The organism is Microbulbifer agarilyticus S89 (assembly GCF_000220505.1).
In the GTDB taxonomy this organism is placed as follows: domain Bacteria; phylum Pseudomonadota; class Gammaproteobacteria; order Pseudomonadales; family Cellvibrionaceae; genus Microbulbifer; species Microbulbifer agarilyticus_B.
The window spans coordinates 78,535-104,368 of record NZ_AFPJ01000042.1 but is presented as its reverse complement, the minus strand read 5'-3'; the positions used below and the strand labels follow the sequence as shown (position 1 = coordinate 104,368).

Annotated in this window: 17 protein-coding genes; 8 read left to right on the top strand and 9 right to left on the bottom strand. The window is 55.1% G+C overall.

The window, feature by feature from the left end; genetic code table 11:
- The first annotated feature begins 68 nt into the window (after window positions 1–68).
- From AS89_RS0113530 to AS89_RS17625, 3 genes are all read left to right on the top strand, one after another.
- On the top strand, window positions 69–395 hold the full coding sequence (locus tag AS89_RS0113530) for a hypothetical protein (RefSeq protein WP_010133233.1): 327 nt from the start codon (window positions 69–71) through the stop codon (window positions 393–395).
- Between the two features lie 3 nt (window positions 396–398).
- A complete protein-coding gene (locus AS89_RS18255; RefSeq protein ID WP_010133232.1) occupies window positions 399–1,004 on the top strand; it encodes a BRO-N domain-containing protein in 606 nt (201 codons plus the stop codon).
- 451 nt (window positions 1,005–1,455) lie between these two features.
- Window positions 1,456–1,992, top strand: coding sequence for a carboxymuconolactone decarboxylase family protein (locus AS89_RS17625; RefSeq protein WP_010133231.1), 537 nt, complete (start codon window positions 1,456–1,458; stop codon window positions 1,990–1,992).
- 91 nt (window positions 1,993–2,083) lie between these two features.
- On the opposite strand, the gene fdxA is transcribed toward AS89_RS17625, so the two are convergent.
- From fdxA to AS89_RS0113505, 3 genes are all read right to left on the bottom strand, one after another.
- Entirely contained in the window at window positions 2,084–2,407 is a 324-nt protein-coding gene (gene fdxA, locus AS89_RS0113515; RefSeq protein ID WP_010133230.1) for a ferredoxin FdxA, read from the bottom strand.
- 138 nt (window positions 2,408–2,545) lie between these two features.
- Complete coding sequence (gene mutS, locus AS89_RS0113510; protein WP_010133229.1) at window positions 2,546–5,209, bottom strand: DNA mismatch repair protein MutS; 2,664 nt, start codon at window positions 5,207–5,209, stop codon at window positions 2,546–2,548.
- Window positions 5,210–5,434: 225 nt separating this feature from the next.
- Window positions 5,435–5,905, bottom strand: a complete 471-nt coding sequence (locus AS89_RS0113505) for an Lrp/AsnC family transcriptional regulator (protein WP_010133228.1) — start codon at window positions 5,903–5,905, stop codon at window positions 5,435–5,437.
- A 222-nt stretch (window positions 5,906–6,127) separates the two neighbouring features.
- Between AS89_RS0113505 and AS89_RS0113500 the strand changes: the two genes are divergently transcribed.
- Entirely contained in the window at window positions 6,128–7,795 is a 1,668-nt protein-coding gene (locus tag AS89_RS0113500; protein WP_010133227.1) for an aminotransferase class V-fold PLP-dependent enzyme, read from the top strand.
- Window positions 7,796–7,920: 125 nt separating this feature from the next.
- Here the strand turns inward: AS89_RS0113500 and AS89_RS0113495 are convergent, their stop codons facing one another.
- The 4 genes from AS89_RS0113495 to AS89_RS17610 are packed head-to-tail and all read right to left on the bottom strand — an operon-like array spanning window position 7,921 to window position 12,419.
- A complete protein-coding gene (locus tag AS89_RS0113495; RefSeq protein ID WP_010133226.1) occupies window positions 7,921–10,206 on the bottom strand; it encodes a xanthine dehydrogenase family protein molybdopterin-binding subunit in 2,286 nt (761 codons plus the stop codon).
- Between the two features lies 1 nt (window position 10,207).
- Window positions 10,208–10,693 carry a (2Fe-2S)-binding protein gene (locus tag AS89_RS17620; protein WP_010133225.1) on the bottom strand — a complete coding sequence of 162 codons (486 nt, stop codon included), beginning with the start codon at window positions 10,691–10,693 and terminating at the stop codon, window positions 10,208–10,210.
- A complete protein-coding gene (locus AS89_RS17615) occupies window positions 10,684–11,322 on the bottom strand; it encodes a nucleotidyltransferase family protein (RefSeq protein WP_010133224.1) in 639 nt (212 codons plus the stop codon). The genes AS89_RS17620 and AS89_RS17615 overlap by 10 nt, the downstream gene beginning before the upstream one ends.
- Entirely contained in the window at window positions 11,319–12,419 is a 1,101-nt protein-coding gene (locus AS89_RS17610) for an XdhC family protein (protein WP_010133222.1), read from the bottom strand. Before AS89_RS17610 ends, AS89_RS17615 begins: the two co-directional genes overlap by 4 nt.
- 439 nt (window positions 12,420–12,858) lie before the next feature.
- Here AS89_RS17610 and AS89_RS0113475 point away from each other — a divergent pair, with 439 nt between their 5' ends.
- The 3 genes from AS89_RS0113475 to AS89_RS0113465 all read left to right on the top strand — a co-directional run bounded on the left by AS89_RS0113475 (window position 12,859) and on the right by AS89_RS0113465 (window position 18,081).
- The gene (locus AS89_RS0113475) at window positions 12,859–15,639 is read left to right on the top strand and encodes a TonB-dependent receptor (protein ID WP_010133221.1); all 2,781 of its coding nucleotides are present in this window, start codon (window positions 12,859–12,861) and stop codon (window positions 15,637–15,639) included.
- A gap of 105 nt (window positions 15,640–15,744) precedes the next feature.
- Window positions 15,745–17,298: a tryptophan halogenase family protein gene (locus tag AS89_RS0113470; protein ID WP_029250035.1), complete on the top strand. Its 1,554-nt coding sequence runs from the start codon at window positions 15,745–15,747 to the stop codon at window positions 17,296–17,298.
- Window positions 17,299–17,349: 51 nt separating this feature from the next.
- Window positions 17,350–18,081, top strand: a complete 732-nt coding sequence (locus tag AS89_RS0113465) for a SapC family protein (RefSeq protein ID WP_010133219.1) — start codon at window positions 17,350–17,352, stop codon at window positions 18,079–18,081.
- Between the two features lie 70 nt (window positions 18,082–18,151).
- On the opposite strand, the gene AS89_RS0113460 is transcribed toward AS89_RS0113465, so the two are convergent.
- Window positions 18,152–20,548: an alkaline phosphatase D family protein gene (locus AS89_RS0113460; protein ID WP_010133218.1), complete on the bottom strand. Its 2,397-nt coding sequence runs from the start codon at window positions 20,546–20,548 to the stop codon at window positions 18,152–18,154.
- A gap of 49 nt (window positions 20,549–20,597) precedes the next feature.
- Complete coding sequence (locus AS89_RS0113455) at window positions 20,598–21,554, bottom strand: sugar kinase (protein WP_010133217.1); 957 nt, start codon at window positions 21,552–21,554, stop codon at window positions 20,598–20,600.
- 478 nt (window positions 21,555–22,032) lie between these two features.
- Here AS89_RS0113455 and AS89_RS0113450 point away from each other — a divergent pair, with 478 nt between their 5' ends.
- Window positions 22,033–25,527, top strand: a complete 3,495-nt coding sequence (locus tag AS89_RS0113450; RefSeq protein ID WP_010133216.1) for a TonB-dependent receptor — start codon at window positions 22,033–22,035, stop codon at window positions 25,525–25,527.
- Window positions 25,528–25,834 lie beyond the last annotated feature (307 nt).

The following is a 25,834-nucleotide window of genomic DNA, read 5'->3' as shown; positions in this document are numbered from 1 at the left end:
CCAGTAGCTGTCTTGTATCGCTACTGCGTTTGCCTGTGTCTGTAATTTATTAACTGAGACCACTAACCATGACCAACACTACTAACACCACCAACAACGAAACCAACTATATCGACCCGATTGATAAGTTCGTCGAGCTACGCATTTCCCTTCAGACGACTGCTGGCTATCAGGAAGCGCTTAGGGAAGCTGCTGCTGCCGCGCTGGATAACTACATGTCCACGTGGGAGACCTCAGAGAACCCTGACACCTTTCGTAATCATGTCTTGGGCTGTGGACGGTGTGATGCACTCGAAGTGCTCGTGGAGTGGGCCAACGTGAACTGCACCAGCCTTGACCTTCTGTTGGCTGAACACCCGTACCTTGTTGCTGAGAATGAAGAGCTGGAGAGTTGATTGATGAATGAATTAACTATCAACGATGTAACCACCCTCAACTTCGAGGGCCAGCCATTGAAGGTTGTCCAGCGTGAAGGAGAGCCTTACTGGATTGCTAAAGAAGTATGCGACATCCTTGGCTACAAGAACGCAAGACAGGCACTGCTTGATCAAGTAGAACCGGAAGACATTTTGAGATGTCATTCTACGGACGCACAAACTTTAACCGGCAACTCCAAAGCCCGATCACTGAACCTGATCAATGAAGCTGGCCTGTATGGACTGGCCTTCGGTAGTACGCTCAAGTCAGCTAAACGCTTCAAGCGCTGGGTCTTCAAGGAAGTACTACCAAGCATTCGCAAGCACGGTGGCTACATCCAAGGCCAAGATGAACTGACAGACCTCCAAAAGGCTGTTCTAAACGGTACGGCGCAGAGCCTGACCGCTGCTCTTAGGTACGTTGAGCGTGAGACCAAGCATCTGTTCTGGTTATCACCTGCTAAGCAGTCCCAGTACTTGAATCGAATAATGGATAACGCCGCTTCCCGCTACCGGTTGCCCATGGAACTGGTAGAAGCTGTTAGCCGATTCGGTGTCGCTGATGTTCAGAAAGAACTGACAGTCTAAGACGCCACCCCCTGACACGATCTAAGGCTACTCGCCTTGATGCTTATCGCCCCTTTCTTAACCTTCCCAATAAACCCACTGAATCACAGCGTCCTGCTGTGTACTCTGTGAGTTCGGGTTACGGTGACTTAGAGTTTATCCACTAGATAAGCGTTGAGCGCGAGTGGTCTTAGATCGTGTCAGGGGTTGTATTTGTTTAGACATGCAGCTCACTACAATGTGAGGAATCAGGATAGAGATTGCCAGCAGGGAATCGATCTCTGTATCTCTGAAATCGTGTTACATTTTGTAGTGCATATCGTGTAACACAACTCATCTAAGTTATTGATTTTATTGGAATTAAATTAATTCTTTGACTCAATGGATGATTTTGCGCATGCTGGGATTATATCCAGTATTTGGGCGCAGCCAACCATAATCTGTACCGATCAAGGTGCAGTGGGAGGAGGACATGAACTCGATGCCATTGGTGCATGCTGCAGCGGACGCCCCCCAAGATATTGGCGTTAAAGCCGTACTGGACGAAGTGCGCAGCCAACTGGGGGAGGTGCCCAATTTATTCCGGGCCTATGCAAATAACCCCACCTTGTTATCCCAGTTATGGGACAGGTATCAGCATGTGATGCTTACCGGTGAACTGTCGCCGAAACTGAAGGAAGCCATCGCACTGATGATTGCGGCAGACGAACACTGTGACTACGGTATTGCTCAGCATGTGGCATGGCTGGAAAAGCTGGGTGTGGCGCCGCGGGAAATACTGCGCATTCGTACGGATCCCGATCACGCGCATTTTGACCGGAAAGATCATGCTCTGCTGGAGCTTGCCCGCCACATGAATTCCACACCACACGACGACGGTGACCTTGCGGTGAAGGCCGCACGCAAAGCCGGCGCGAGCGATGCCGAGATCCTTGAAGCGGTCGCGGTTGCCGGGCTGACTGCGGAGCTGAGTCACGCGGCGTCATTTTTGGGCATCCCGGTCGATTAATGACAGGTAACTTGATTCGCCCGGTAGGGAATTGAGGGGTACAAAAAAGCCGTCTCTAGGACGGCTTTTTACGTGATGGCGTGGTGAGGTCTTACCGCTCGAGATACTGCAGTTTGCCAGTTTTACCGTCCCACTCTGCAGCGTCTGGCAGAGGGTCTTTCTTTTCGGTGATGTTCGGCCACACCTCGGCAAGCTCAGCGTTCAGCTCGGTGTATTCCTGCTGATCGTCCGGTACCTCATCTTCCGAGAAGATGGCGTTGGCCGGGCACTCTGGTTCACACAGGGCGCAGTCGATGCACTCGTCCGGGTGGATCACCAGGAAGTTGGGGCCTTCATAAAAGCAGTCTACCGGGCAAACTTCCACACAGTCGGTGTATTTGCACTTGATGCAGTTTTCCCCAATTACGAATGTCATGCTAGTCCCTCGATAATACTTTGGCGTTGCCAGTGCTCGGCCAGTTGCTGCTGAAACCGCGCTTTATTTTTTAAGCAGCGGATTTTAGCAATTAATGGCGCGAATTGTAGTGGCTTTTGAGTCAAATTGGTTGGGTGCTTATAACAATTTGCGCAGGGCGTAGAGCTGCTCCAGCGCCTGACGCGGGGTCATATCGTCCGGATCCAACCCTTCCAGTGCTTCCACAGCCGGATGCGGGGCGCTGCCGAACAGGTCTACCTGTGCGGGTGCTGCGGATTTTGGCTTAGCCTTGGGGGCCTCTTTAACGGGCTCTCGGGATACTGGCTCGGCTGTTTTCGCTTCAATAACAGAAGCCACGGGACCAGGGCCCGAATCACGCGTCGTGTGGCCGGCCTCCAGGGCGGCAAGCCGCGCCTTGGCTTCATCCAGTACTTCCTGGGGAATACCGGCCAGTTTCGCCACCTGCAAGCCGTAACTCTTGGATGCCGGGCCTTCCTGAATGCGGTGCAGGAACACGATGGAATCCCCGTGCTCGGTAGCATTCAGGTGAATATTGGCCACTTCGCCGCACTGCTCAGGGAGTTCGGTCAGTTCGAAATAGTGGGTCGCGAACAGGGTAAAGGCGCGCACGTGGTCGGCAAGGAAGTGCGCACAGGCCCAGGCCAGAGACAGGCCATCGTAAGTGCTGGTACCGCGGCCAATTTCATCCATCAGGATCAGGCTGTGCTCGCTGGCGTTGCGCAGGATGTTTGCGGTCTCGGTCATTTCCACCATAAAGGTAGAGCGGCCGCCGGCCAGATCGTCGGCGCTGCCAATTCGGGTAAAGATACGGTCGAGCAGGCCGATACGCGCGCTGTCAGCAGGAACGAAGCTGCCGCAGTGCGCCAGCAGGGCGATGAGCGCCGTCTGCCGCATGTAAGTCGATTTACCGCCCATGTTAGGGCCGGTGATGACCAGCATACGGCGGGACGTGTGCAGGTCGATATCGTTGGCCACGAATGGGTCTTCGAGGACCTGCTCCACCACCGGGTGGCGACCACCTTCTACATGGATGCCCGGCTGCTCGGAGAGCTCCGGCTTAGTCAGTCGCAGCTGATCCGCGCGCTCGGCCATATTGCCCAGTACATCCAGCTGGGATACCGCGGCGGCAGCGGTTTGCAGCTCCGCGAGGGATTCGTTCAGGGTGGTGATCAGTTCCTCGTACAGGAACTTCTCGCGGGCAAGGGCGCGGCTCTTGGCCGACAGTGCCTTGTCTTCAAACTCTTTCAGTTCCGGGGTGATAAAGCGTTCGGCATTCTTCAGGGTCTGGCGGCGGATATAGTCTGCCGGTGCCTTGTCGCTCTGGCCGCGGCTGATCTCGATAAAGTAGCCGTGCACTCGGTTGTAGCCGACTTTCAGTGTGGGAATGCCGGTGCGCTCCTTCTCGCGCACCTCCAGCTGGACCAGATAATCACCGGCGTTTTCACTGATACCGCGCAGCTCATCCAGCTCCTCATCGAAGCCGTCTGCGATTACACCGCCTTCACGGATAACCACGGGCGGATTTTCTACCAGTGCGCGCTTCAGCAGCTCCACGGTTTGTGGCCACTCACCCATTTCACGATTCAACTGGCCAAGCAGGGCAGCGTCGGTCTCGCTCAGCTGGCTTTGCAGTTCCGGGAACTGGGCCAGGGACATGCCCAGGCGAGACAGGTCGCGGGGGCGCGCGGAGCGCAGGGCCAGGCGGCCAAGGATGCGCTCCATATCGCCGATGGGCTTCAGCGCTTCACGCAGCGGCTCAAAACGGTAATCACTAATCAGTGCGGAAATCGCGTTCTGGCGCTGTTGCAAGGTATTCAGGTTGCGCAGCGGGTTGTTCAGCCAGCGGCGCAGCAGGCGGCTGCCCATGGCCGTCTTACAGGCATCGAATACCGACAGCAGGGTATTATCGTCGCCACCGTTCAGGTTGGTGTCGATTTCCAGATTGCGGCGGCTGGCCGGGTCCAGCGCGACGGTGTCTTCACTGCGTTCGGTACGCAGGGTGCGAATATGGGGCAATTCAGTGCGCTGGGTGTCGCGGGCATATTGCAGCAGGCAACCGGCCGCACTCAGAGCCGCATGCATATGGCTGCAGCCGAAGGCTTCCAGGTCCATGGTGCCAAACTGGCGGTTCAGCAGGCGCAGGGCGCTTTCCAGATCGAATTCCCAGGGCGCGCGGCGGCGCACGCCGGGGCGGCGTTCGATTTCCACCGGCAGGGTCAGGTCTTCGGATACCAGCAATTCGGTGGGACTGAAGCGCTGGATCTGCTCTGCCAGGGCTTCTTCACTGTCGACTTCCTGCACCGCGAAATGCCCGGTGCCCACATCCAGTAGCGCCAAGCCAAACTGGTCGCCCACAAGAACGGTAGATGCCAGCAGGTTGTCACGGCGCTCGTTGAGCAGCGCTTCGTCGGTCACAGTACCGGGAGTGACAATCCGCACAACCTTGCGCTCGACCGGGCCTTTGGACGTGGCCGGGTCACCGATCTGCTCGGCAATGGCTACAGAAACGCCGGCCTTGATCAGCCGCGCCAGGTAGCCTTCCGCCGCATGGTAGGGGATACCGGCCATGGGAATTGGCTGGCCGCCGGATTTACCGCGGGCCGTCAGGGTGACATCCAGCAGCTCGGCAGCCCGCTTGGCGTCATCGTAGAACAGCTCGTAGAAGTCACCCATGCGGTAAAACACCAGCTCCTGAGTGTGTTCCGCCTTGATGCGCAGGTACTGCTGCATCATGGGGGTGTGTTCGGGCTTGGACGTCTTGGCGGCGGCAGTTGCGGGCATTGCAGAAAAATCTTTATAAAACAGTGGGTTAGTTGTTTTTATTGCAGCCGCCTGATGGCGGTTGCCGCCTGTTGCGGGCGGTTCATGCAAGCCGCGTAGGATACCAAACGGGGCGGTTGAGAACTATCGGACCGAAAGGTCGAATGGTCGAAAGAGCAGTAACGTAAAACCAGCACTGGCAAGCGGCTCTGTCGCTGGCTTGTCTTGCCTAGCACCCAAGCAGGCTTACAGATTGTGCAGTGGCAACTCGCTCGTCTGCTTCATCGTTTCCATTACGAAGCTGGAGCTCACGTCAAACAGGTCTGCCTTGATCAGCTCCTTGTACAGGCGGTCGTACCCGGGCATGTCGGTCACCACAGCCTTGACCAGATAATCCAGGTCACCACTCATCCGGTGCACCTCCAATATTTCGGGAATCCCGGCGACGACTTCGCGAAAGTGGTTGGACCATGCATCGTTGTGCCGGTTGGTACGCACCGAGATGTATACGGTGAGGGGCAGATTGACCTTCTCCGGGTTCAGCAGGGTTACTCGCTCGCGAATCACCTGCTCCTTCTCGAGTCTTTGGATACGTCGCCAGCAGGCGGACTTGGAGATGCCGACTTGCTCGGCGATGTCGCCGACGGATCGCCCAGCATCTCTTTGCAGCAGTTCGAGGATCGAGCGGTCCTGCTTGTCGAGTTTCAGCTCAGCCATGTTGCTTCCTTCTACCTGCCCGTACCTGTCCGACGGATCTCTTTAGGGTGGGCATGAGCCACTTTAGCGAATTTTTAATCAGGTGTGAAACAGTGTGCCTAAAAATATTCATATATGGATCATTGTGCCGATATTGTGGTATTCGGTCGAACATTTAGAAGCAATGTTTCAGGCGCTGAACCCTACAATTTGCCCCGATTCACACCGTTTAGGAAAAGAATAATGGGCGCAAAGCACAACGTATTACTTGAGAAGATTCGCCAGTCGGTCATTGGCGAAGGCTCACAGATCACCACCTGTTTTGGTCAAAAGCCCCTCGTTTACGCGGATTACACGGCGTCGGGCCGCGCCCTCGACTTCATCGAGGACTTTATTCGAGAACAGGTTTTGCCCTATTACGCGAATACGCACACCGAAAACTCCTACACCGGTGCACAAACCACGCGGCTGCGGGAGGAGGCGAGGCAGCAGATTCGGTCTGCAGTGAATGGCGGTGCGGATGATCAGGTCATTTTTTGCGGGTCTGGCGCGACGGCCGCAATCAACAAGCTCATTGATATTCTGGGGTTGAGAAACCGCCAGCCGGCATCCGCTGTGCAGCGCCCCGTCGTTTTTATAGGCCCTTATGAACACCATTCCAATGAATTGCCGTGGCGAGAATGCGATGTAGACCTGGTCACGATTCCTCTGACCGAAGAGGGTGTTCTTGACCTCGCAGCACTGGAATCGGCGCTGATTCAGTATCAGGGCCGAGCCGTGAAGGTGGGCTCCTTTTCAGCGGCCTCCAATGTAACGGGACTAAAAACCGATACCGTCGCGGTATCGCGTTTGCTACACCGGTACGACGCCATCGCTTGCTGGGATTATGCGGCAGCGGCGCCTTATGTGGGTATCGATATGGCGGGCGAGCAGAACGAAAGCGGGGACTCGAGCCTGGATGCTGTGTTTATTTCCACCCATAAATTTGTGGGGGGGCCTGGTACCCCGGGCGTTCTGGTAGTGAAAAAGCACCTGCTGCAAAACCCTATTCCGGCTGTCCCCGGCGGTGGTACGGTGCTTTACGTTACGCCAGAAGATCACCGTTACCTGACCAACTGCGAGCGCCGCGAGGAAGGCGGAACACCGGCAATTGTTGAATCCATTCGTGCGGGCCTGGTGTTCAAGTTGCAACAGGATGTCGGTACGCACGAGATCGAACGTCGTGAAGCGGACTTTGTTGCGCGTGCCATGGCGCGCTGGAACGAACACGAAAATATTGAAATCCTGGGCAGTACCGAGGCCCCGCGCCTTTCCATTGTTTCATTCAAAGTGAAGTATCAACAGCAAGATTTGCACTACAGCTTTGTGGTTGCGTTGCTAAACGACCTGTTTGGTATTCAGGTCCGCGGGGGCTGTTCCTGTGCCGGGCCCTATGGCCATAGCCTGCTCGGCATGAGCATGCAGCAGAGTAAAGCGATTGAAGCGCAATTACTCCAGGGAAATATGGTGCTGCGCCCCGGTTGGGTGCGACTGAACTTTAATTATTTTATTGATGAGGAAACCTATGAGTACCTGTTGCGCGCGGTTGAACTGGTGGCGGAGCACGGCTGGAGGTTGTTGCCGTACTACTACTTCGATACTACCAACGGAACCTGGCGCTACCAGAAGAGGGCGCTTTCGCCGGAAGTGAGTTTGAATACGCTGGACTTCTCCCAACCAGCGGCGGCAGCAAGTGCGGATTTCGGCACCTCTTTTGCCGGGCTACTGGAGCAAGCTGAGCAGGAGCTGTTGCGACCTAATCGAGAGGGTGAGACCTATCGTTTGGAACTGTCGGATACAGCGGAGGCACTGCGCTGGTTTGTATTGCCGCAAAACATTTCTGTACTGCAAATGGGTGACCAGGCTGCCTGAGATCCAGTGGGGGAAAATTAAGTAAGCGGAGAAATTTGGTGGATGGCAAGGTGACGTCGGGGGTACTTGAAAGTACCCCCGACGTCATTGTCCCAGCTTTTACTTTGCGGGCATGAACTAGCGGTCTACGCCAGCTGCAAGTGCTTGTTTACCGGCAGGTCGCGGATACGCTCACCACAAGCGGCAAAAATGGCATTGGTAATGCTGGGGGCAACCGGCGGTACACCCGGCTCACCTACACCCGCCGGAGCGTGCTCGGTGCCCAGTAAGGTTACGCTCATCTTGGGGCTCTGCTGCATGCGCAACAATGGGTAGTCATGGAAGTTGCTGTTGGTTACCGCACCCTTTTCCATGCCGATCTCGCCCATCAGGGCCAGACTCATACCAAAGATCATGGAACCCTCCATCTGTGATTCCACCCGATCCGGGTTCACCGCCAAGCCTACGTCCGCAACACAGTGCATTTCCTTGATCGCTACCCGGCCATTTTCCACTGCTACTTTGGTGGCAATGCCCACGTAGGATAGGAAGCTGCGGTGCACGGCAATACCCCAACCTTCACCTGCTTTTTGCGCGTGGTCACCCTTTTGCGAGAGGTCCGCTTTCGCGGCGGTGGCTGCCAGTACCTGCTTCAGACGCGCGGTATCCAGCGGGAAGTCTTTCAGGCTGGCACCGTGGTTGCCGTACTCAAAGTCACCCTGATTCGGGTCGATGTGCCGGTCCTCACCCATCAACTCCAGCAGGAATTCATCCGGCTTGCGCTTGAGCAGATGGGCCAGCTCATCGGCGAAACTGCACACACCAAAGGCGTTCTGGATATTAGATACAGAACGCAGCCAGCCGATGCGCGCTTCATACTCTGCGGGCGCCGTTTCGCATTGGCGATGGGGAATATCGAACGGCATGTCGGCAAAGCCGAGGCTGAGTTCACCGTTGCTCGGGTGCTCTGCGCCCTTGGCAAAGGTGCCGCTAATGGTGGGGAAGGCGGTGCGCTGTTGCCAGCCAGTCACCTGGCCACCGTCATCCATGGCGGCCTCAAAATGTGAGGCGGCTGCCGCGTGGTAGTAATCGTGGCGAATGTCGTCTTCACGGCTCCAGACCACCTTTACCGGGCGTTGCATTTTCTTTGCCAGCAGCGCTGCTTCAACGGCAAAGTCCGGTTTGGATTTACGGCCAAAGCCACCGCCCAACAGCGTTACATTGACTTTTACCTGTTCGGGAGTGAGTCCGAGTGCATTGGCGACGTGTTGCTGTGTGCCCTGGGGCACCTGTACGCAGGCCCAGATTTCGCAGTGATCATCTTTCACTACTGCGGTGGCACTGGGCGGTTCCATGCTCGCGTGCGCGAGATAGGGCACCGAATAGGTAGCGCTGTGCGTGTTGGCTGCGTCGGCAAGGCTGGAGGCCACATCACCGTACTTGGTAACGACTTTACCAGGCTGCTTAACACGCTGCTTCAGTGTCTCGATAAACGGCGCACTGTTGTGGCCGGCGTGGCTGGTGTCGGTCCACTGAATATCGAGCGCCTTGCGGGCTTTCATGGCCGCCCAGGTGTTGGTAGCAATTACCGCGACACCGGAAAGGGGGTGAAATAGTGGTGGCTCGATTCCGCCGTCCATGTTTTCGATTGCCACGACACCGGAAATTTTGCGGGCCGCGCTATCGTCCACCGAGGCAACCTTGGATCCCAGCACCGGTGCGCGTTCGATACTGGCAATCAGCATGTCATCCAGAATGACATCCTGGCCAAAAACGCCTTTGCCCTGCACGATTGCGGGAGTGTCGTAGGTAGCGACGGGTTTGCCGATATAGTTGAAGTTGCTCGGGGTTTTGAGGACCAGCGTATCTTCCGCCGGAACCTTTTGCGTGGCGGCCAGCTCGGCCAGTTCGCCGAAGCTCGCGGAGCGGTCACTGGCGGAGTGGTGTACACGGTGTTTACGTGCCTGGCATTCGCTTACGGGTACAGACCATAACTGCGCGGCGGCTTGTTCCAGCATGGTGCGGGCGCTGGCACCCATGGTGCGCATGGTAGTGTAAAAGTTGCGAATACTGCGCGAGCCGTCGGTATTTTGGCTGCCGTAACGTTTGTCGCCGAGACCCTGTACGACTTCCACCAGATCCCAGTCGGCTTCCAGTTCGTCGGCGACCACTTGTGGGAGGCCGGTGCGGATACCCTGTCCCATCTCCGAGCGATGACACACGATGGAAACGGTATTGTCTTTGGCGATACTGACAAACAGGTTTAACGGTGCCGCAGATTTGTCTTTCGCTGCAGTGCCGGCAATGTCGGCCCACGCCGGCTGAAAATTGGGCAGGGTAGCCCCGAGAATCAGGCCAGAGCTACTGACACCCGCGAGCTTGAGGAAGCGGCGGCGGTCGACCAGTGAAATCGCGTTTGTGTTATCCGTCATGTTATTCGCCTCCTTGCTTTTCTTGTTGCTCGCCGGCGTTGTAATACTGCACCGCATCCTGAATCGCCGCTTTGATGCGCGGGTAAGTGCCACAGCGGCACAGGTTGCCGCTCATAGCGCTATCAATGTCTTTCTCTGATGGATTGGGGTTATTGGCCAGCAGAGCGGCAGCAGACATTAACTGGCCGCTCTGGCAGTAACCGCACTGAGGCACGTTGTGCTTGACCCACGCCTGCTGTAACGGATGGTCGCCGGTGTCGCTGAGACCCTCGATGGTAGTGATCTTTGCGCCCTTGGCCGCAGTGATTGGGGTCAAGCAGGCGCGCGCAGGATTGCCGTTGATGTGGATGGTGCAGGCACCGCACAGGCCGGCACCACAACCAAACTTGGTGCCTGTCATTTTCAGTTCGTCCCGCAGTGCCCACAGCAGTGGAGTATCATCGTCCACATCGACCTGGTGAACCTTGCCATTGATGGTCAGTTCCATACTGCTTCTCCCTTTGTGAAATCGTTATTTGTGTGTTGTGCGCGCTGCCAATTCTGCCAGTCATGTGGCGTATCAATATCAATGGCCGCGCTGGCCATAGGAATCATGTTTCCGGCGTATTTGTTCAGTAACGCTTTGGCCCCTTTGTCACCGTTGAGGCGCAGTAGTTGGGGGAATAGGGCGCGTGGAAATATCGCGGGCACTCCCGGCGTGCCACCGTAATGCGCGCAGGTGAGTACTCGATGCTCGGACCATTGTTGGCAAAGCGCCTGGATTTCTTCTGCACTGACTGCGACCTGATCCCCCAACAGTAACAAAACCGCCTCGGTGTCTTCCGGAAGCTGGCCAATGGCAAACGCAATACTGGTGCCCAGGCCCTGTTGCCAGTTGGGATTCAAGTGCAGGTCAAAGTCCGGATGCGCCAGCTGAATTTCCTGATGCCAGGCCCCGGTGACGATCAACGGGGCCTGCAGGCCGGCACTGCGCACGGATTCTACCCGTTGTTGCAGTACGGTCTTGCCGCTCTGCTGGATCAGGTGTTTACAGGATCCAAAACGGCTGGCCGCCCCCGCGGCGAGTATCACCGTTGCCAGCTTTTCATTGAGCGCTTTATCAGGGATACGTCTCACGAAGGTACCCGGGATTTGTTGTGCGCTTCACCGCGCGCATCCATTTCCTGCGATCTGCTGGTCAAGGTGCGGCCAGATTTTCCATGCAATACGCTATGGATTTCCGCGCAGGTGGCCAGGGCAATACTCTCCGGAAGCTCGCCGCCCAGGTCGAGCCCGATCGGCGCGCGCAATACGCCGCTTACTAGCCGGTCGGTTTCGCTGCTGGACAGGCCACTGAGCGACAATACCCGGTCCCTGCGGCTGGTCGGCCCCAGCAGTCCGAAATAGCGAATGGGTCGCCTGTGAAAAATACGTACCGTCGCGGCGTCGAGATTCAGGTTGTGGCTCATGGCGACCACAGCATCTATGGAGTCGAGATCCATCAATTCGGCCAGCGCATCCGGGTGGCAGCGATACGTGGTGCTTTCCGGAAAGTAGGCGGCGCGGGCGTTGGCGGGGCGCGGGTCGCACAGGCTTACTTTCCACCCCTGTGCATTAAATTGCTGGGCCATGGGGCGGGCATCAACGCCGCCACCCACAATAAGGATGTGCGGCCGCGGTTTAATTGGTGTGTTCAGCCAGAGTTCGCCGTCGACTTCGGTGAGCATGGGGCGCTTCAGTGGAATGCCGGAGCCCTGACCAGCCTCCACTAGCGGCCGAAGCTCCGCCTGGCTCTCGCCATTGCGTGCAATCTTCTGGCGATAGAGTAGCGGCTGACGCTGCTCAAGTTGCTCCCGCAGCTCGCCCAGGTACAGGAAATTATTTTCTTCGTCAATGGGCTGCAGGAGGATGTCGACCTCGCCACCGCAGCCAATACCCAACTGAAAGGAAATATCGTCTTCGTCGTTACCGTCATAGCGGATGGTTTTGGCCTTGCCGGTGGCGAGGACCTTGCGCGCGTGGCGCTGGATATCTGACTCCAGGCATCCGCCGCTCAGTAGCCCAAAATAACGCCCCAGATCGTCGCACAGCATCATTGACCCGGCCTTGCGGTAGCTGGAGCCGGCAGTCTTGAACACGGTTCCCAGGACCCATTGGCGTTCGTCCCGCTGGCTATGCCAGATGTCCAGCAGGGTCGATAGATGGTTGGCGGCTCGGATTCTTGTGCTCTGCATACTTCAACTGTTTTGGGTGTTTCTTGTACGTTTTGTCGCGGGTTCATCTTTCACGCGACCGATTGGCACTGTGCTTCTGTCTTTGCTTTTACTTAGGCCTGAGACACTAACATGCCGATAGATTAGGTGGAGAGTCAACCTACTCGCTTGGCCGCGCACAGGCTGCAGGTCATCGAGGCGTGCTTGTCTGCGGCTCTTTACGCCCCTGAGGCACGTGAAATTCTCTGCAGACAAACTGCATATTGTCGACAATTAACTATTGACATTGTTGTTGGCAAACCAGACGATAGGTGCGCGGTTTCTTGCACGTACGTTCAAGTTGGTGCAAGTGTGCCCCGCAAGGAAGGTTCAACTCATAAAAATAAGCGCTCGATACTCGGTTGCCTGGGAGCAGGTGAGGGGTCTGAGCATCGAGCCTCCACATGGAGAGAGAGCACCCATGCCTATCAATAGCAAGCGCTTTACCCTGAGCGCTTTGTCTGCTGCCGTGATTTCCGCAGCATCTGTCGGCGTGCAGGCCCAGGACGCGGCTTCCACCACGCTGGAAGAGGTTTCCGTAACCGGTATTCGCCAATCCCTGACCAACGCCATGGATATCAAGCGCGATTCCGCCGGTGTGGTAGACGCAATTTCCGCAGAAGATATTGGCAAGTTCCCGGATACCAACCTCGCAGAATCCCTGCAGCGCATTACTGGTGTGTCCATTGACCGCAGCAACAACGAAGGTAACAAGGTTACCGTGCGCGGCTTTGGCCCCAACTACAATCTGGTGACCCTGAACGGCCGCCAAATGCCGAATTCCTCTGCACTGCAATCGGAAGGTATTACCCGTAGTTTCAAGTTTTCAGAGATTTCCGCTGAGAGCGTATCTGGCGTTGAGGTCGTGAAGACCGGTAAAGCGGATGTTTATTCCGGCGGTATTGGTTCCACCATTAATATCAAGACCGCGCGCCCGTTTGACCACGATGGCTTCGTTGCCAGCGCGAGTGTCAAAGGCGTCATGGATACCAGCGTCGAGAAAGGCGATTCTGTCACCCCGGAATTTTCCAGCATGGTGAGCGGTACCTTCTTTGAGGACAAACTCGGTGTGTTGTTGACCCTGTCCCATGCTGAGCGCGATAGCCGCAGTGAAGGCGTCGGCACCCAAGCGTGGGTACCCAACTACGGCACCGCAGATACTTCTGCTATTGACCGCAACAAAAACCCGGAGGGTACCTACTGGGCACCCTGGACCTTTGATGTAGATGTTTCTGACCATCAGCGCGAACGTCAGAACGGTCAGCTGGTAGTGCAGTTTGCACCAGTCGAAAACGTAACCGCGACTCTGGACTACACCGCTTCCCGTTACGATGAGCAGATCTCGATGAATCGTACCAGCGTGTGGTTCGACACCTCAGCCGGTGTGACCGACAGCAACGGTACCGTGATCAACCCAAGTGTGCAGAATGATGAGCTGAACTTCTGGGCATGGGACTACCAGTTCGTGACCGACAACGACTCGGTAGGTCTCAACGTGGAATGGGAAGCGACAGACTCCCTGAGCTTCGCGCTGGATTTCCACGATTCCACTTCTCACTCGCAGCCTGGCGGCCTTCCCGCGGAAACCATCGCCAATACCAAAAACCCGGGCAAGATGGTGGATGTGGTTGCCGATTTCTCCAGCAGCAGTGGTCTGCCGGGTATCAGCTTTGATGACTCCGATCTCGCCGGTGGCGCATACGCACCACAAAACATCGTATCTGACCTGTTCCAGGAGCGCGGCTACGAGATTGAGAACAGCATCCAGCAGTTCCAGCTGAGTGGTGCCTGGGAAAACCTCGACGACGGCGCACTGAAGACCATCCGCTTTGGTGTTGCGACCACCGATTACCAGGTGGACGTATTTGAAAGCGGCTCTTTTGCCTTTGTAAACCTGGGTGACCTCGCGGCTCTGGGTATCGACTTCGAGAACCGTGGCGACTTCGGCGACCAAATGGGCAGCAACAGTGGTTTGTTCCCGTTACTGGCAGACTATGAAGCGTCTGACTTTATCGATGCAGTGAAAGCCAATGGCGATTACTACGAGGCGACGCCGACTTTCGACAAGGTAAGTGAAGAGACCCTGGCTGCCTTTGTGGCAATGGATTTCGAAACAGAGTTCAATGGCTACCCAGTGCGTTTGAACACTGGCCTGCGCTTTGAAGATACCGACGTATCGGGTACCTCTATCCAGAACGGTATTGTTGGCCTGAGTTACTGGCACGTGGAAGAGCTGCGCGAAGTCAATGACGATATGCCGAGCGCAGATACGCTTGACGGTGACTACACTCGCTTCTTGCCCAATGTGGATGCCAGCATTGAGCTGAATGAAGACCTGGTAGCACGTGCTTCTTACAGCCGCACCCTGAGCCGCGCTGATATCTCGGCGATGTTCCCATCCACCTCACTGGATGTGTCCCGCCCGGGTGGTCCATTTAACGCATCCCAGGGTAACCCGGGCTTGCTGCCAATCACTTCCGACAACTTCGACCTCTCTGTTGAGTACTACTACTCGGAGGGCAGTTATGCATCTGTCGGCTTCTTCAAGAAGTACGTTGAGAACTTTATCGGTGCAACGACCGAAGAGCGTGTGATTTACGACGTTAACGGAAACCCGATTACTGACTCGAGTGCCAACCCGCGTCCGGGCTGCCCCGATTCTACCGGTGCTAATGCGGCGTGTCTGAACACCGCTGGAGACCCGGTGATTACCTGGAGTGTAGCGACCCCGGGTAACCTGGAAGAGGCAGAGGTTTACGGTTGGGAAGTGGCGGTACAGCATATGTTCGGCGACTCCGGCTTTGGTGCCATTGCCAACTTCACTCTGGTGGATGGCGATGTGGAGTACGATGTATTCGACAACGAAAACTCCGTGGCACTGACCGGTATGAGCGATTCTGCCAACCTGATCGGCTTCTACGAAAAAGACGCCTTCCAGGCACGTCTCGCCTACAACTGGCGTGATGACTTCCTGCTGGATACACGTCAGTCTCAGATCGGCAACCAGCCGGTGTTCACCGAGGCCTACGGCCAGTGGGATCTGAATGCCAGCTATGATGTGACCGAAGATGTATCTGTTTTCTTGGAAGGTTTGAACCTGACCGAGGAAACCATCCGTCGTCATGGTCGCTTCGCTAATCAGCTGGTGAGCGCACAGCAGTATGGTGCTCGCTACAATATCGGCGTTCGCGCGCGTTTCTAAATGCGCGTTAGTATCGTCAAGTAGTACCAGGGAGGGCTGCCACATATGTGGCGGCCCTCCTTGTTTTAAAAATCTGATTCCAAAATAATAAATTCGAGGCCAGGTATGTCTGATCCCATTAACTCGGTTGTGATTCTTGGTGGCGGCACAGCAGGGTGGATAACCGCTGGCACTTTGGCGGCCCGATTTAACAGGGAGCAGGAGGAGCCGGTTCGTGTCACCTTGGTTGAATCGCCAAATGTGCCCACTATCGGCGTGGGGGAAGGCACATGGCCCACCATGCGCAGCACACTGAAAAAAATGGGGGTGAGGGAAACCGAGTTTATTCGTGAGTGCAATGTCGGCTTCAAGCAGGGGGCGAAATTTGCCCGCTGGACTACCGGTGCTGACGACGAGTTCTACTACCACCCCTTGGTGCAGCCGGAGGGCTTTCATAACCACAATCTCGCCACCCATTGGCTTGGCGGTAACACATCGGAGTCCTTCTCGAATGCAGTCTGTCCGCAGGAAGCGTTGTGTGAACACAATAGAGCCCCCAAGCAGATTGGTACCCCGGAATATGCGGCGGTTGCCAATTACGCCTATCACCTGGATGCGGGAAAGTTCGCAGGCTTTTTGCAACGCCATTGCACCGAAAATCTTGATGTGCGGCATATTCTCGCGGATGTTACCGGCATTGAGGAATCGGAGACGGGCGATATCGCGGCGCTAAGGACGGAGGCACACGGAAAAGTTTCCGGGGATCTATTTGTTGACTGCAGTGGCTTCGGTTCGCGTCTGCTCGGTGGTCACTACAAGGTGCCGTTCCGCTCTTGCAAGGATGTTCTGTTTATTGATAGCGCGCTTGCGGTACAGGTGCCTTACGAGCGCGAAGATAGCCCGATAGCGACCCATACCATATCCACCGCGCAGAATGCGGGCTGGGTATGGGACATTGGTTTACAGAGCCGGCGCGGTGTGGGTCATGTCTTCTCCAGCGCCCACACGAGCGACAGTGCCGCCTATGGCGAACTGGCGCGGTACCTTAAGGTAAGCGAAGGGGAGCTGGATCGGCTGGGTGTGCGTAAAATCCCGATTGTACCCGGCCACCGGGAAAAATTCTGGCACCGGAACTGTGTGGCCATTGGTTTGTCGGCGGGGTTTCTGGAACCGCTGGAAGCCTCGGCACTGGTGTTGGTGGAGATCTCGGCAAACATGCTCGCGGAGCAGTTTCCAGCAAGTCGCGCCGCAATGGATGTGGTTGCCCGTCGTTTCAATGAGACGTTCTTGTATCGCTGGGACAGGATTATCGATTTCCTGAAGCTGCACTATGTACTAACCAAACGCACCGATAGCCGTTTCTGGATCGACAATTGCGACCCGGCTACGATTCCCGACAGTCTGCAGGAGCTGCTGACCTTATGGCGTTACCAGCCACCTTGGCACGACGACTTTGATCGGGCAGTAGAGGTGTTCCCGGCGGCGAGCTACCAATATGTTTTGTACGGTATGGGATTCGAGACGCAACCCGCAGTGCACGGTGTATCGCGCGCATCGCTTGAGCAGGCAGGGCAGTTGTTTCAGCAAAAATGTAAGGCCACCCAGCAGATGCTGGAGGGGCTGGAAACACACAGGGATTTAATCAATAAAATTTGCCGGCATGGGTTACAGAAAATATAAGCTAGTCCAGACCAGCCAATATCAAGAATAAGCAGTAGTGAGGGAGAAAAAATGAGCAATACCGTTGCATTGAACAACGAGAGCCATCGCAACTTGAAAGTGATGACCAAGCGCGGCGCCGCTTTTGGTGAATTGACACACCTGGTGCCAGTGGTGGCAAATGAGCTGCGCAATCTGGTACTCGAATATCCAGTATGTATCACCAAGGACCCTAAAAACGGCCAATTTTCGCTGTGTGCGTTGTTGGGCTTTGAGCCGGGTGAAAACCTGTTTTTACATGGCGATAACTGGGACGCGCAATATGTCCCCATGCATATCCGCAGGCAGCCATTCATGGTTGGGTATCGAAACCCTGAAGCGGGGCCGGGCGAAGACAAAGGTGCGGTGATCACCCTGGATATGGATAGCCCGCGGGTAAACCGCGACGGGAGTTCGGCGGATGGTATGCGCCTATTTGATGATGAAGGCAGCAACACACCGTTTATGAATGAGGTCAGTGACCTGTTGGGTCAGCTCATGGGCGGGATGGAATCAACCACCGCTTTCTTGAAATTTCTGGCCGACAACGACTTGATCGAGCCCGCGCATATCAATGTCCAGTTTGCCAGTGGCGAGCAGAAGCGCTACGAAGGTCTTTACACGGTCAATGACGAGAAGCTACAGCAGCTGGAAGCCGACAAACTTGTGTATATGCATCAGCACGGATACTTGCAGGCAGCGTATTGGTTGAGTGCCTCGATGGGGCAAGTGCGAAAATTAATCCAGAGAAAGAATCAGCTGTGAGTGTGCCTGAATACGCGGCGAACACCGCGCATTCAGGTGGCTGGATTTAGGTGTGCTCTCCACGTATTCGTTAGGTATCTTGTTCCGATAGGATGGGGTGCACCTGTGGCCAGCCGGCAAACTGTGCATCCCGCTGTGGATCCGCGTCCCAGGGCCAGCATTCCATCGTGTAGTGATTGGCAGTCTGGTCAATGGTTACCAATCCATAGCCCTCGCTCTTCAGCGCCCGATCCGAAACAAATTTTCCCCAGCTGGTATTGTCGTCACTGAACTCTGCGTGCGAAATTTTCGGATTGGCGACCGCTAATACGCGCATCTTGTTGCCAAACGGATCAATGAAATGACCGGTATTCGGGTCGTTCCCGACCGGGTTCTCGAGCTTGCCAAACCCTTCGAACCAGCGCTGCCAAAATGCTGCGGAGGCGGGTCCCGAGAAAAACAGGGCACCGCCGGAGAAGTCATTGGTGTATTGCTGTGCGAGCATTCCCAGGTGCTGGTCGCCGGCGAGTACCAGTGCGTTCGCGTCTTCCACCAGTTTGACCGCGCGGGTACGCCCATCGGGCGGGTAGCCGTTTGCGTCGTAGTCAACTAAGCCCGCGCCGGTCTCATCAGTTTGCGGTGAGCCCCAGATGGACGCGGTGAGGCAAACCTTTGGCATGCCCGGATCCATGTGCTTCCAGTCCTGTAAAAACGCCTCTTGCCGGCTGCCGAGCAAGCTGCCGGTGACTGTGAGTCGCTCAGCTTCATAGTCGGGTGCTGATTTGAACTTGCGGTCCTCCACCATGGCGAAGCTGGTTTTCCCATAGACAAAGTGCGCATAAGTGACTGGAATGCCGTGCTGGATCGGGGTGGGGTCATAGGCATCCGGGGTATGGCTGCTCTGCATGCGGTACACCATTTTTACCAGGTCGATATCGTGCTTGAAGCCGCCGTCTTCTTCCCGCGGACCGCCGCTGGCATCGCCTTTGTTGCCCCACAAGTTGCCCTGCAATACGTCGTGATCGTCCACCAGAAGGATCGACGGGCGGTTGCGTACGGATTCGCGAAAGGTCCAGTACCAGAGATACCAGCGATACAGCGTGTCGAGCTTTGCCTGGGGCGTATCGCGGCCGTAGCGGGTGGGAAAGGTTTCGTAGTACTGGTCACCGGCGAAAACATACAGGTTTGGCTGGTGACTGTCGCAATGTTTGGTCAGTGTCGCATGTGGGAAGAAGACAAAATCCTCTGTGTAGCGGCCAAGGGTGCGCTCTTCCGGAATATGTTTCTTTATTGCGATGTCGTCGAGGCTCTTCGCAGTAGGAGTGATGCAGGAATACAGCGCAATTTTTAGTGCGTCGCTCTTAGCGGGGTCTTTTTGTATCTGCCCAGAGTATAAAGTCTCTTCGCGTTTGTCATACCGCACACGATACTCGTGATCTTGCCCGGCATCCCAGCCCGTAATACGAAACGCCGCAACGTAGCCATCTTCTATTTTTGCCTCGGCCCCGACGACCCACTCTTCGGTGCCAAGCACGCGGTATTCAAGCCGTGCAGCAGGGTTCGCCTGTAGGTCGATTGGCATAAATTGCGCTGACAATTTCAGCACCGCGTTATCGGGCCCATTGGCACAGTTCAGGCTGTGCATACAGCCCATGACTGGACCGAGTGCTCGCTCAGGATAGGCTGAGATCTTGTCGCCGCCGGTTTCAATATGACTAAACCACCAGCGGGCACCGGCCTGCTGATGGTGTGGAGACGAAACCAGCATAATCCCACCGGTGAGTTGCTCAGCCTCTACGCCGCTGCGCACCGCAAACCCGAGTTCACTGCCACTGTGTACGTCGCTGGCAATCAGGCGCACATCAAACCGCCCGTTGGTCACCGGATCGATATGGCAATCCAGTTGAATCTCCCGTGTGCCTACCCGGTCGATGCCGACGCTGCCTGCGCGCTCAAGGCGGGTAAACGCCATGCTGTTCTTTTGGTCGGAAAAGTCGCGGAAGCTCAGGTTTCCCTGGTCATCCAGCACCGCCATAAAGCCGCCGTTGGTTCCACCGGCGCGTTGTGCCAGAGCGGCTCCCCGGTAATCCAGTTCTCCAGCTCCCACACCTAATAAAAAGCCGCAAAAGCCTCCGGCTTCTGGTGTCAGCAGGCCTACCCGGGCGCGCAGCCGGCCCGCCTGGTGGCGGTTGTTCAGTTCGCGGGTCAGCAAGGCTGCGGTGCGCACTTCAAAGGACTTTTCCCCCTGCAAGCACTCCAGTCGTCCATTGTTGCAGTGCCAGTCCTGTAGCCGATTGCCCCACAGGGGCCCGCCCAGCCAGTGCTGCAAGCCAGATTCGGGGAGGGCTTCAATAGGGCGGGTACCGACAAGCTCGGGTCTGGCTGCCGCCATTGCGGAAGCAAGAGAAGGCGTTAGTGCCGGGGTCAGCGCTGCGCCAAGGATGCTCGCAGTACCGGAAGTTAACTTGATGAAGTTGCGACGTTTCATATTGATTGAGACCGTGTTTCGTTATTTTTCTATGGGAGAAACAATTGAGCTAGTCGGCGAATGTATCCGGAAAACGGGATTGGTCGACAAGCGCCCCGCGGTGCTGAATCACTACGGCAGAAACCCTCGCCGCCTGTGCGATCGCTTGGCGAGGGGATGCGCCCTGGCTGCGGAAGGCGAGGTAGCTGCCATTGAAGGAATCGCCGGCTGCGGTGGTATCCACTACCTTATCTACCGCTGTAATCGGTTCCAAAAAGCGCTCCTTGGGGCCTCGGTAGTAGACCCCATTGGGGCCGTCTTTAATCACAAGCTCGGTAATGGAGAAGGGCTCCAGCAGATCGCAGGCCCCGGAGAAGTCCTTCACTCCATACAATGCTTCCAGGTCTTCGATCCCCGGCAATGCCAGGTCCGCATAGGCAAAGGCGAGTGCATACTGCTCGCGGGTCTCTTTGGCCGACTGCCAGAGCTTCGGGCGGTAGTTGGGGTCGAATACGATCTTGGTACCGCAATCCTGCAGCTTTTCCACCAGCTCCCAAAAGGCGGGGCGTGACTCCGGCGTCAATACAGCAAGAGAGATACCACTAAAGAAGAACATGTCGGGCCGGGGTGCGAGGCCGGCGGGGGAGTAGCCCCCATCTCCCGCGACTTGTGTTGCCTCGCGGAACAACGGCATGACTTCCCGCGCCGCCGAGCTATCCCGCCAGTAACTGAAGCTGCGTTCGCCGACGTTATCGGTGTTCACCATATAAAGGCCCAATTGGCGGTGGGGGTGGCGGAACACCAGTGAGGTATCGATGTGCTCCTCTTCCAGAGCATCAATCAGGCCGTTACTGGCACTGTCAAAGCCAACGGCGGTCATCAGGCGCACCCGGTCATCGGCCTGCGCAAGGCGCTTGTAGTAAACGGCCACACTGTGTACATCGCCGGCAAAAGACTGTTGATAGAGGCCTGGCTCTACCTGGCTGAACTCCACCATGCTTTCCCCAAGAATTACCAGATCTGTCATCTCAGTCATGTCTCCTTGTTGCGCACCCGCTGGGGTATGAGAAAATCACTGTCACGAAAGGGATTATTGACATGTTTAACGGGCATTTTAAGGCGCCAGTCGGTGGTCAAGCCCAGCAGATAGGTCTGGCGCTTTACTCCCGGAGTGCATGCTTGTAAATTGTCAACAACGGCTAACGGAATTTTCCGGCGAGTCGTAAAAAGTATATTAAAAACAATAAGTTAGTGTTTTTCGGGTCAGTGAGCAGGCTTTTGCCCCCTGACGCGCTCTTCAGCCGCTATTAAACAACGATTGAATATTGTTAACAATCAACAGTTGACATGTATTTGGGCGTTGGTGGATGATTGAGCTATCGATGGAGGAAACCCAAATAATTTAACTAACGGGTCTTCATTCGAAATCTAGGGGCGGCGCCACTAGCGGTATCAGTGAATGCCGAGTTGATAATAAAAATACGATCCGATGGAGAGAGATAACCATGTCTACGTCCAATGTACGTAATCGCTTCCGTATGTCTGCACTGTCAGTTGCGGTACTGTCCGTATGTGGCGGCCAAGCGCTTGCGCAGGAATCCGACGAACAAAACCAATACGAAGCACTTGAAGAAGTTCAGGTAACGGGCATCCGTGCAAGTATTGAAAAGTCTATTGATGACAAGCGCTACGGCGGTAATATCAAGGACACCATCAACGCCGAAGACATCGGCAAGACCACCGACCAGAACATCGCAGAAGCCCTGTCCCGCGTGACCGGTGTTTCCATGCAGACGGCGGACGGTGAGGGCACCACCATTACCGTACGTGGTGCAAACGCTCAGCAGAACAACATTAGCCTGAACGGCGTGCAGCTCGGTGCGACCGACTTTAGCCAGGCGGTTGACCTCTCGTCCTATTCTGCTGATATTCTCTCCAAAATTGAGGTTGTAAAAACCCCGAGTGCGGATCACGATGAAGGCTCGCTAGGTGCCAACATTAATCTCGTATCGGCCAAGCCGCTCGAGGTTAACGAAGGCTTCAATATCAATTCCCAGGGTCGTTACAATGACCTGGCCGACGATCACGGCCATAAGATTTCGCAAACCTATACCGGTAAGTTTATTGACGATACCTTCGGTGTTTTGCTTACTACTTTTGACGAATCAAGCAGCAGCCGAAAAGATCAATATCGCGCTGAAACTTTTACTACCTACACGTCTCGCATCGCACGCGACCAGAACGGCAACATCGTTAATGATGTTACTGGTATTGTTCCTTCTTTCTCGAACCTGGAACTGGCGGAAAACCAGCGTGATCGCAAGGGTGTAAACGTAGCGCTGCAGTGGCAAGCGACTGATACCACTGAAGTTAATACCAACCTGAGCTGGAACGAACAGGATATCGAAGCGACTACTCATAGTATTCGCACCCGTATAGGTGATTACGGTAACAAGGTTGAGGGTGTTTCGACTCCGGGTCTTTTTCTTGATCCTGCCGAGTATAGTGATCCTCAGGAAGACTGGCACACATACGATACAGAGACTCGTACCTTCACCAAGATGTTGAACCGTGCTGCACTGGGTGACATCTCCCAGTCAGAGAACAAATTCAGCAACGTAAACAAAATTGCTGCCATCGATATCAGCCAAGAGATAGGCGATAGTGTGGTCGTTAGTGGCGGTATTGGTTATTCCAGCGCAGAGCAGATCCCTGATCAGTCGCTTTACGTAAACCTGCAAAACTACGCGAATATCAATGCGTGGGTACTGCAGCACGCAACTCCAGATGAACTTGAGCCGGTTGGCTTTGACTGTACTTCAGGCGTATGTGAGTTGGTTGGCGGTACTGGGCAGCTTGATCAAGGTACTACCCAGTATCCAGAAAGTGGTGCTGTCTGGGACAACTTCTCAACCACTGGTTTTAACCCGGATGATCTGGGTTCTCAGCATCTCTCCTATCTTGCCCGTACCGTGCGTGCAGTCGAAGATACTCAGAAAACCGCATACGTAGATGTAGACTGGGATGTGGATTTCGCAGGTGTTAATCGACTTGAATTTGGTGCGAAGATTTCCAACCGAGAAAAATTTGTCGATAACCAAACCGGTGCGTTCTTTTCGGTAGGAGAGGGCGTCGTAGTTGTAGACCCAGATACTGGCGTTCGAGTAGCTACCATTAACGGCCTTCAGGACATTCCTGGAACTTATATCCAAGAGGGTGAGTTCCCTGCAGATGACTTCATGGAGTCTCTCGGTTATAGCCGCAACAATATCACTGACGGCTGGACTACTATTTCTGCAGAAAAAGCATTCCTTGCTGCTCAGGGAAGTCCAGATGCGGGCTTTATTCCTGACGACACCGAGACCCGCTTTGCTGAGCTGGATAATCAGGCTGTTTACTTCAAGGCGAACTTCTCTTTCTTGGATGATCGCTTGAGTGGCGACGCTGGTTTGCGCTATGTGGAGACAGACGTATTTGCTAGCGGATATTCCGGTGTGACTTTCCAGAGTGATCCATTCAACCTTGGTCGTACTTTGGACCCAATTAAATTGGCGGAACTACGGGATTCCTCTCTACCAACCTGTGCTGATCCAGTTTGGTACGGTGCGGACTGGAACGAGGAGATTCGTTGGTCGCGTGTAGATGGCCAGGGTTACGACACTCAGGGAACCGCAACCAAAGAAGACGATACCCCGCTACCCGATCAGGGGCCTTGTTACGACGCACGCGCTGAGCGTATCCACCCAGGAGATGGTGCTCCAGCGAGTAACTGGTGGTTGTGGCGTCACACTGACCTGTCTACCGAGCAGTACTATGTGTACGGTGAGCGTCGCTACGATGAAAATGGACAGCTTCTGCCCACAGGTGATCTTAGCAAACGCTCTTTCGAGGTTGATGATGACCACACCTACCGCGTTTTGTTGCCAAGCTTGAACCTGAATTACGTGATCAATGATGAGATGGTAGGTCGCTTGGCTCTGTCCAAAACTATGTCTCGTCCGCAGATCGATTCCCTGCGTCCTGGCTTTAAAGTCACTGAAAGCGTTTGGGGTGGATTTGATCGTCCAGGAAACGTGGTGACTCTGACGAATACCAAGCTGGACCCTCTCGAATCCAATAACCTGGATATTGCATTTGAGTGGTACTTTGCTGAGAACTCCCTGTTGGCGGCTGGACTTTTCTACAAGGACATGACCAACTTTGAAGAGTCTCAAACCATTGTTACTTACCTAGATGATCTGCGTGATCTCGGTTTGAACGAGAACGGTGAACCCTACAGCACTGCCGATCTGATTAAGAGTGAAGATGACCTCGAAGGCTGTATGCCGCGTCGTATCCTGAACTTTGGTGAGTTGGCTGAAGACTGGGTTTACTCTGACGACTTGAGTCAATTGTGTGCGCAGTTCCAGACCACGCAGATTAACAATGGTAAGGGCGCCGAGATCCTGGGTGCCGAATTCCAGTACACGCAAACCTACGACATGCTGCCGGGTGTGTTTGCTGGCTTGGGTACCATGTTTAACTATACCTATCAGGATAGTGCCTACGATCAAGAGGTATCTTCTCTCGATCCGAACATTGTCTTGCCGGAACTGCCGGTAGCCTATACCCCAGAGCATAGCTATAACGCGACTGTTTTCTGGGAGCAGAATGGTCACCAGCTTCGATTGGCTTACCAGGGTACCTCCGACCAGCTGGCAAATCGTAGCTGGAACAACGGTTCCCTTTGGCAGGAAGGTCGTAATACCTTGGACTTCTCGGCCACCTATGCAGTCAACGACAACTTCGATGTGTACTTCCAGGCTACAAACCTGACTGACTCTGAAGTGCGCACCTATTTCACCAGCCGCTTTATGGACCTGGGTGATGTCGATGCGAGTGGTGCTCCGGTTTACTACGATGAGGGTAACCCCCTCGATGGTGATGCAACCAAAGGTCGCACCGAAATCGAGTACAAGACTGGTCGTGCGTTCCGCGTGGGTGTACAGGCACGCTTTTAAGTCCTCTTAGCAATTATTGTCATTGCTTGGCCGCGTCTGGAAACAGGCGCGGCCTTTTGTTTTGGGGTTGCAGATGATGCGCTATTCCGAAGCTGCGAATAGGCCAAATTTTCCGCTACAGTCTCTCAGGATTTCTATAGCTCTTTGAGAGAAGTCAGTCCTTAGTACCCATATAAACTTCCAGCTGCACTGAGTGATAAGGATCAATTTCATATTGAAAAAGGGTTGTTCTACGGATTCATTCAAAAGTTGAAAATTTTTACCGCGGGATTTTATTGGGAATATGACAGTGGTAAAAAGTTTTGGT